Origin of the sequence: Paenibacillus sp. JCM 10914 (genome assembly GCF_001315105.1) — a bacterium.
Lineage (GTDB): Bacteria > Bacillota > Bacilli > Paenibacillales > Paenibacillaceae > Paenibacillus_AQ.
This window is the reverse complement of sequence record NZ_BAZR01000050.1, coordinates 21,825-29,447: the sequence shown is the minus strand read 5'-3', so window position 1 is coordinate 29,447 and position 7,623 is coordinate 21,825. Positions and strand designations below refer to the sequence as shown.

Here is a 7,623-nt window from a genome sequence, read left to right as displayed (position 1 = left end):
AGGAGAAACCGGACGAAGAGCTTATGGGGAAACGTAAGTCTTCTCCGCGGTTGTCTACGACATTCAATTGATGTCGATAGTTCAAGGATTCCCGTCTCCGCACATAATATACATATGGTATGAAAAAACTTGCTTGGAGGCATGTTTCATTTTTCATATGCGGCCATGTTGTGTTACGATATTCACTGTCTATGACATCAGGTCATATTACTCATTTTACAGATATAGAAGCGGGTGAATGAAGCAGTGAGAGTAATATCGGGAAGTGCCAAGGGAAGGCCGCTCAAAAGCGTGCCCGGCATGGGCACCCGTCCGACGACGGATAAAGTGAAAGAGTCCATATTCAGTATGATCGGCCCGTATTTCGAGGGCGGGAACGCGCTTGATTTATTTGCAGGCACGGGAGGTCTAGGTATTGAGGCGCTGAGCCGCGGGATGGATCATGCTGTTTTTATTGATAAGGAACCCAAGAGTATTACAACGATTAAGGAAAATCTGAAGGCAACCCGACTAGAAGAGCAGGCAGAAGTGTATCGTAATGATGCAGGGAGAGCCTTGAAGGCTTTGGAAAAACGGGGAACGAACTTCGAACTGGTGTTTCTCGACCCTCCATATCGTTTCAAGAATGGCGATGAGCTAATGATCGATATGGCCGAGCGTGCATTGCTGAAGCATGGAGCTATCGTCGTATTGGAATACGAATCAGGATACGCGTATCCTGAGAATTTTGCGGATTTCCGCTGTCTGAGAACCGCCAGGTACGGGGAAATCGCCGTATCGATATACCGTTATGAATATGCGTTAGATCAAGCAGGGAAGCTTGACAAGGAGGAAGAGCAAGATGACCAATGAACGTTCTACTACATATCGTGTCGCAGTTTATCCAGGAAGCTTCGATCCTGTAACGATGGGGCACATGGATTTGATCACGAGAGCTTCGAAGCAGTTTGATCTGCTCATTGTGGCCGTACTCAATAACCTGAGCAAGAACCCGCTGTTTACAGTGGAGGAACGGAAGGATCTGCTGCGACAGGCAACAGAACATCTGCCGAACGTAGAGATCGACAGCTTCCGGGATTTGCTTGCGAATTATATTCGCCAGAAGAATGCTCAGGTCATTCTGCGCGGAATTCGTACAGTAACGGATTTTGAGTACGAACTCCAGTTGGCATCAACCAACCATAAACTGAATCCGGATGCCGAGACGATCTTTATGATGACCCATCCGAAATACTCTTATTTAAGCTCCAGTCTAGTCAAGGAAATTGCTCATTTTAATGGAGATACAACCGATTTGGTCAGTCGTGAGGTAGACGCAGCACTCCGTCGCAAATTTAATGGCGGTAACGATCAATGAAGCGTGAGCAGATATAGAATGCAGCGATCATGACTAGACAGATAACAGCTTGAAATTGTAAGAACGCGGGCAGGTTAGCCCACATGTTGAACACGTGCACATGAACGGAATGCTCTGCGGGTCCTGTGCCAAAGGCCGGGATAATACCGGCTGAGAGCGTGCTGACCGGTTTCCATAAAGCTATTGTCAGCATGAATGCGTAGGCCGAATGTATGAGCCGTGTCAGTATAAAGCGGTGCCAGGAGAGGCCGGATTCACGCATGAGGGACAGGCTTTGCAGTTGTGCGCTGACTCCGCTCCAAGCGAGGATGGCCGAGAGCAGGGCTAACTGCAAAGCTCCGTTCGAGAAGGTAGAGCTGCTGACAGATTGGGCGCCAAGATGCACCTCCAACAGTCCGGGAATGAGATATGATGGAATATAGGGCACCAACTGTCCAGCGAACACGCTCGTGAGCACGGCAAAAAACAGGATGAATCCACCGGTCATCATTAAGGTCTGAACGGAGCGTGTAACCGAATCGCCGAGCAACTTGCCAAAACCGCGCCCATCCCGCTCGTGGGCGGCCATGGCGGCCGCTGCGGCCTGCTTTATGATCGGAGCAGCTGATCCGGAAGGAATGAAGACCGGCGGATTGGGATTAGCCAGTGACTGCCGCTCTGCGGCGGGGGGCTTTCGTCTGAGGAGAGCGAAAGTCCAGGCAGCCAGAAGACCGGACATCCAATGGATGAGAAGCAGCAGATAACCTGCCTCCGGGCGGTGCAGCAGTCCGGTGCCAATAACAACGATGATCGTCATCGGGTTGCAGAAATGTGATATAACGGAAAGCCTGCCTGCTTCATCAGCTTCTAACTCTCCTTGCTTCAACATGGACGAGGCGGCTTGAGCTCCCGCAGGAAAACCTGCCGTCATCCCGCTGATCATTACCCAGCCTCCCTTACCCGGGAGCTTGAATATTTTTCGCATGAGGGGATCTAATAGTACACCTACCCCGTGTGCCCAGCCGTAAGCAATTAATATTTCCACTAATACCAGAAATGGTAATAAGGCAGGAAATACAATGTTCCACCAGAGCTTTAGCGCCTGCAGGGTAGCCTTAAAGGCTGGCTCCGGGGCGCTGACAACTGCCACAACAAGCAGGAAGGCGGCGGCACCCAGCAGGAGGGTGTTCCACAGTCCGCTTGATGATTTGGCCTTATGGCCTCGATTCATAACGAAACTCCTTTCTGCGTAAACATGGCTAGTACAACTTTATGCGAAGGAGACAACCGTCAGACCTACTTGATAGATGGCTGGACATATAAGGCGGAGGGAAGGGAATACCCATGAAAAAGTATGTAAAACCGAATGGCTTGAAAATTGCGCTGTACCTGCTGGTTGTGGCCATGATGGCGTATGTCGTTGTGTATATGCCCACGCCTTATCTCATTTATCAGCCTGGTAGCGCAGAAGAGGTTCGTCCGATGATCCGTGTGGAACAGCATGATCCGGACGAAGAGGGAACGTTCATGATGACTACGGTGTCCGCCAGCTATGCGAACATTGCGCTACTTATGCTGTCTGCCTTTAATCCTAACGCCGAGGTTGTGAAGAAGGCGGAGAGAATGGGAGATCAGAGCAAAGAGGAGTATACGGCGACGCAGGTGTATTACATGAATTCTTCGCAGTCATCGGCTATGGAGGCGGCGTATCATCAGGCGGGCGTTGAATACAGCATTGAGCCGGCGTATGTATTTGTCATGTCCATATCGGACCAATCAGCGAACGGTGCTTATTTCCAGCCAGGAGATAAGCTGATTAGCGTAGATGGCGAACCGACCAAGGATACGGAAAAGCTGGCGGAACTGCTTGGTGGAAAGAGCATTGGGGATCAAGTGACGGTAGAGCTTGAGCGCAAAGGAAAAAACGTGAACGAGGAAGTGCCGCTGGTCAGCATCAAGGATAGCAAGACCGGGACAGAACGCCCTGGACTCGGTGTCATGATCGCTACGATGCAGAAGGTACAGCCGGTTAATTCGCAACACACGATCCACTTTGAGGATACCAGGATCGGTGGTCCTTCAGCGGGTCTGATCTTCACGCTCGAAATCTACAATCAATTAACACCCGGCGATCTGAGCAAAGGCTACCGGATAGCTGGCACGGGGACGATAGACAAAGAGGGGAACGTAGGGCCCATCGGGGGAGTTAAACATAAGATCGTGGCGGCTGACCGGAAGCATGCCGATTTCTTCTTCGTCCCGCAAAAAAACTATGATGAAGCCAAGAAGCGTGCCGATAAGATTAAGACGGAGATGAAACTCATCCCCGTCGAGAAGCTACAGGACGCGGTGGATTATCTTGAGTCGCTGCCCACTAAAGAATAATCGGGGGCAGTAGGTAGTCGCTGTAGAACTTGCGTGTATCTGGAGCGGCAAAGGCGTTGGCATATACAGCTTGGGCCATCGTGTCCTGTTGCAGCTGCGGATGCGTAAGATCGGCCGGCTGATGAATAATAGGAAGCGTAGCAGTTGTCTTCATTCGCCTGAGAAGCACGCGACCGGTGGCGTTAAAACCAAGGATTCGGATATACCCTGGCCCCAGCGTCAACGCTGCTGGATTCATCTCGGATTTTCTATGATTCAGCATAATGTGCAGCAACATACGTTGAAGCTTGGTGCGGGTGTAACGTTTCGTCTTCAATGCCACCAACAGATGTTCAACGGTGGGGGTCTCCAGCTGTGGCAGTATGCGTTGAAGCCGATACTCCAGTCCTTCGGTTACTTCAAGATGCTGTTCCAATTGTTGGCTTGTATGGGTCAAGAGCGTGTGGAACAAGGGCTGACGAAATCTTTCCCAAGTAACGGGGCCTTGCCCGTCACTGAATTCTTGCTTCAGGATTTCATATGTATAATCTGGTATGTAAGGTGCGGCTCCTTCCAGGCCATCCGCAAGAATCATATTTCGGATGGAGGTTGCGCTTGCGATCGAGGATGAGCCAGGAAGCGGATCGTGGTATTGCGCGCTTTCCCTTGGGATAGTATAAGGCGTAATAGGGCTCTGAAGGTGTTCCAAAGCCATCAGATAATGAAGTCCCAGCGAGTTGTTGGGCTGGGTCAGTAATTTTTGCAGCTCATCGGTCGATGCTTCCGAGTCCCCGCATACGGATGCAGCAGCTGCACCGTATGCGGCCGGGAAGTTCAATCCTTCCTGCAGTCGCTTGTCAATTTCGACCTGCAAGGCGCGGGATTCTAGAGCAAGCTTCTGCGCCAGCGGTGAGATCAGATCGAGGGAACCGCTCTCGGAGCCAAAGCACAGGTCGTCAACGACGCCAGTGGCGTTAAGGGTGGCGACGGCTCCATGGGCGAACCATTCTGCCGGCTGGACGGCGTAGCTGATCGGCAGCTCCACCACGAGATCCACCCCCATTAGCAGCGCCATTTCGGTACGGGCGCGCTTGGAGACGATCGCAGGCTCGCCCCGCTGCAGGAAAGGTCCGCTCATAATAGCCACGACAGCATCGGCGCCGGTGACCGCCTTGGATTTTTGATAATGAAGCACATGACCGTTATGTAAAGGGTTGTATTCAACCACTATGCCTACAGTTTTCATATCGTTCAACTCCTCGTTATGAATATAACATAATATTTCATTGGGGATTCAGGATGTTTCTTCCGGGTTATCCTGTTGACAAAACTCTGCTAGAATCGGTATAATAATCTTTGTTTGTTTGGAGTGATGGATATGCTTATTCAATTTCGTAAATTGACAACCAGCGATCAACCGTTACAGTTCCATCAAACCGTGGATGTTAACGATGCCGCTCAGGGCCGAAAGGATATTGTTGCAGTTCAGCCGCTTCAGGTGGATCTGAAGGTAACCCCGTCGGTTTCCGGTACGGTAGATGTTCGCGGATCGTTGCAAGGTGGTCTGGAGATGAGATGTTCCAGGTGCCTAAAGCCGATTATCGAACATGTGGACATCCCTTTTCATGAAGTATTCCAGCCGGTGGAAGATCCTGAAGCTGTTCAGGATGAGGATGACGATACGACATACGTTCAAGGTGAGAGTGTGGATCTCGCACCGTATGTAGAGGAAGCATTTTTACTCCATCTGCCGCTCGCCCCGGTATGCGATACCGACTGCAAGGGACTGTGCCCGAATTGTGGCCAGGACTTGAATGAAGGTTCGTGCAACTGCGATACGGAAGTAATCGACCCGAGGTTGGCCGGACTGAAGGACTTCTTTAAATGATGAATGATGGATATGACTCCCGGTTAAACGGGCTTCAATTGATAAGGAGGTGGGAACATGGCAGTACCTCAACGTAGAACGTCCAAGACACGTCGTGACATGCGTCGTACTCATTTCAAACTGGCTGTGCCAGGTATGGTGAAATGCGAACAATGTGGTGAATTGAAACTTGCTCATCGCGTATGCAAAGTATGCGGAACTTATAAAGCAAGAGAGATCATCAAACAATAGTTTTGACTAATAAGTAGTACTTCATCTTTGGTGAGGTGCTATTTTTTTTTGTCTTTCACCCTCTTTCTTTTTGACGTGACATGATTTATACTTTACATTAGTACCAGGTTCTAATATTTGCGACTAACTTTTATATAGAGGAGTTGTCCTTGAAACGGCTTGGCGGACGGCTCGGTAAGATAGAAGAATGGCGGCCTGAATAGCGGCAGAAGGAGTTGTTTCGTCATCGATCGTTTATCTAAGAAAGACCGTCACCAGCGGCTGATTCAGCTGATCGACGAGAATCCCTTTGTCACAGACCGCGAGTTAACACGCCAACTTAAAGTCAGTATTCAGACGATTCGCCTGGACCGAATGGAGCTCGGCATACCGGAGCTGCGCGAACGCATGAAACAGATGGCCGAACATTCCTATGACCAGGTTCGCTCTTTGTCCTTGGAGGAAGTGATCGGGGAAGTGGTGGACTTGCATCTGGACAAGAGTGGGATATCTATTTTCGAGATTCGAGAGGATCATGTATTCAGCAAAACCAAAATTGCCCGTGGTCACTATGTGTTTGCGCAAGCGAATTCACTTGCCGTGGCCGTTATCAATGATGAAATCGCATTGACCTCTTCCGCAGATATCCGCTTCTTGCGACAAGTGCGCCTCGGTGAGAAGTGTATTGCCAAAGCTTATGTGAAGACCATTCCCGGCCAGAAGGGCAAAGCGAAGGTGGAAGTATTCACTTACGTTGCGGATGAAATGGTGTTTCAAGGGAATTTCGTCATCTATCGGTCTGACGGAGAATGACAGCATGGAAGGAGGAAGTGGCATGAGGATTGTAGTTGACGCAATGGGCGGCGACAATGCCCCTAAGAGTAATGTTGAGGGGGCTCTTATAGCAGCAAAAGAATGGCAGGACACGGAGATCATCCTGGTTGGAGACGAGAGACAGATCGGGACGTTCTTGCAAGACAAGCCTTCGAACCTGCGAATTGTGCATGCCAGCGAAGTGATTGAGACCGATGATGAACCGGTAAAGGCTGTGCGGAGGAAGAAGGATGCCTCGATGGTTGTAGCTGGACGGATGGTTCGTGAAGGTGAGGCTGATGCTTTCATCTCTGCCGGCAACACAGGCGCCTTGATGACGACCGGACTGCTTGTGGTTGGAAGAATGAAGGGAATTGAACGCCCGGCGCTAGCTCCCATGATTCCTACACTTGATGGTAAGGGTGTGCTCGCGCTGGATCTTGGAGCCAACATGGATTCCAAGCCCGAGCATCTGCAGCAATATGCGTTGATGGGAAGCCTGTATCGGGAGAAGGTGCACGGTATTGCGCAGCCACGCGTCGGTTTGCTTAATGTCGGCACGGAGCCCGGTAAGGGCAATGAGCTAACGAAAAGCGCCTACCCGCTTCTGGAGGAACTGCCAATCCAATTCGTCGGTAATGTGGAATCGCGTGACGTGATGAACGGGGTATGCGATGTACTCGTATGTGATGGTTTTGCTGGTAACATCCTGCTCAAGGCGATCGAAGGAACGGCAGGAGCCCTCTTTTCATTGTTAAAGGAGCAGTTTAATAAATCGCTTAAGACGAAGATGGCAGCAGCATTGATGATGCCGGAACTGCGAGAACTGAAATCCACGCTCGATTACAAAGAGCATGGCGGTGCCCCGCTGCTAGGTTTGGGCGGCTTGGTTGTAAAGAGCCATGGTTCTTCTGACGCGAATGCTGTTAAGAATGGAATTCGTCAAGCGAGAGTGGCGCTGCAGAATCGATTGGTCGAGAGCATCTCGAATGAAATCAGCGGGAAGTGAGTG

9 protein-coding genes are annotated in these 7,623 nt (G+C 50.5%); 7 read left to right on the top strand and 2 right to left on the bottom strand.

The genetic code is table 11. The features are described 5' to 3' along the window. Positions 1-246: 246 nt before the first annotated feature. Both rsmD and coaD read left to right on the top strand, forming a co-directional pair. The gene (rsmD, locus tag JCM10914_RS27350) at positions 247-852 is read left to right on the top strand and encodes a 16S rRNA (guanine(966)-N(2))-methyltransferase RsmD (RefSeq protein ID WP_036720452.1); all 606 of its coding nucleotides are present in this window, start codon (positions 247-249) and stop codon (positions 850-852) included. After that, entirely contained in the window at positions 842-1,357 is a 516-nt protein-coding gene (coaD, locus tag JCM10914_RS27345) for a pantetheine-phosphate adenylyltransferase (protein WP_023967235.1), read from the top strand. The genes rsmD and coaD overlap by 11 nt, the downstream gene beginning before the upstream one ends. Here the strand turns inward: coaD and JCM10914_RS27340 are convergent. Next, the gene (locus tag JCM10914_RS27340) at positions 1,335-2,567 is read right to left on the bottom strand and encodes a nucleoside recognition domain-containing protein (protein ID WP_023967233.1); all 1,233 of its coding nucleotides are present in this window, start codon (positions 2,565-2,567) and stop codon (positions 1,335-1,337) included. The genes coaD and JCM10914_RS27340 overlap by 23 nt on opposite strands. 113 nt (positions 2,568-2,680) lie before the next feature. Here JCM10914_RS27340 and JCM10914_RS27335 point away from each other — a divergent pair, with 113 nt between their 5' ends. Continuing rightward, complete coding sequence (locus JCM10914_RS27335) at positions 2,681-3,721, top strand: SepM family pheromone-processing serine protease (protein ID WP_023967231.1); 1,041 nt, start codon at positions 2,681-2,683, stop codon at positions 3,719-3,721. Here the strand turns inward: JCM10914_RS27335 and JCM10914_RS27330 are convergent. Further along, positions 3,711-4,946, bottom strand: coding sequence for a nucleotidyltransferase (locus tag JCM10914_RS27330; protein ID WP_023967229.1), 1,236 nt, complete (start codon positions 4,944-4,946; stop codon positions 3,711-3,713). The two genes, JCM10914_RS27335 and JCM10914_RS27330, sit on opposite strands and share 11 nt — an antisense overlap. Before the next feature lie 132 nt (positions 4,947-5,078). Between JCM10914_RS27330 and JCM10914_RS27325 the strand changes: the two genes are divergently transcribed. From JCM10914_RS27325 to plsX, 4 genes are all read left to right on the top strand, one after another. Then, positions 5,079-5,588: a DUF177 domain-containing protein gene (locus JCM10914_RS27325; RefSeq protein ID WP_023967227.1), complete on the top strand. Its 510-nt coding sequence runs from the start codon at positions 5,079-5,081 to the stop codon at positions 5,586-5,588. Between the two features lie 57 nt (positions 5,589-5,645). Continuing rightward, the gene (gene rpmF / locus JCM10914_RS27320) at positions 5,646-5,819 is read left to right on the top strand and encodes a 50S ribosomal protein L32 (RefSeq protein WP_023967225.1); all 174 of its coding nucleotides are present in this window, start codon (positions 5,646-5,648) and stop codon (positions 5,817-5,819) included. A 225-nt stretch (positions 5,820-6,044) separates the two neighbouring features. After that, positions 6,045-6,611, top strand: a complete 567-nt coding sequence (gene fapR / locus JCM10914_RS27315) for a transcription factor FapR (protein WP_036720448.1) — start codon at positions 6,045-6,047, stop codon at positions 6,609-6,611. Between the two features lie 22 nt (positions 6,612-6,633). Then, positions 6,634-7,620, top strand: a complete 987-nt coding sequence (plsX, locus tag JCM10914_RS27310; RefSeq protein ID WP_023967220.1) for a phosphate acyltransferase PlsX — start codon at positions 6,634-6,636, stop codon at positions 7,618-7,620. Positions 7,621-7,623: the final 3 nt, after the last annotated feature.

Bases quoted from the DNA above. Each gene is read 5' to 3' on its own strand.
- coaD (WP_023967235.1), top strand. From the start codon at position 842: ATGACCAATGAACGTTCTACTACATATCGTGTCGCAGTTTATCCAGGA.
- JCM10914_RS27340 (WP_023967233.1), bottom strand. From the start codon at position 2,567: ATGAATCGAGGCCATAAGGCCAAATCATCAAGCGGACTGTGGAACACC.
- JCM10914_RS27335 (WP_023967231.1), top strand. From the start codon at position 2,681: ATGAAAAAGTATGTAAAACCGAATGGCTTGAAAATTGCGCTGTACCTG.
- JCM10914_RS27330 (WP_023967229.1), bottom strand. From the start codon at position 4,946: ATGAAAACTGTAGGCATAGTGGTTGAATACAACCCTTTACATAACGGT.
- JCM10914_RS27325 (WP_023967227.1), top strand. From the start codon at position 5,079: ATGCTTATTCAATTTCGTAAATTGACAACCAGCGATCAACCGTTACAG.
- rpmF (WP_023967225.1), top strand. From the start codon at position 5,646: ATGGCAGTACCTCAACGTAGAACGTCCAAGACACGTCGTGACATGCGT.
- plsX (WP_023967220.1), top strand. From the start codon at position 6,634: ATGAGGATTGTAGTTGACGCAATGGGCGGCGACAATGCCCCTAAGAGT.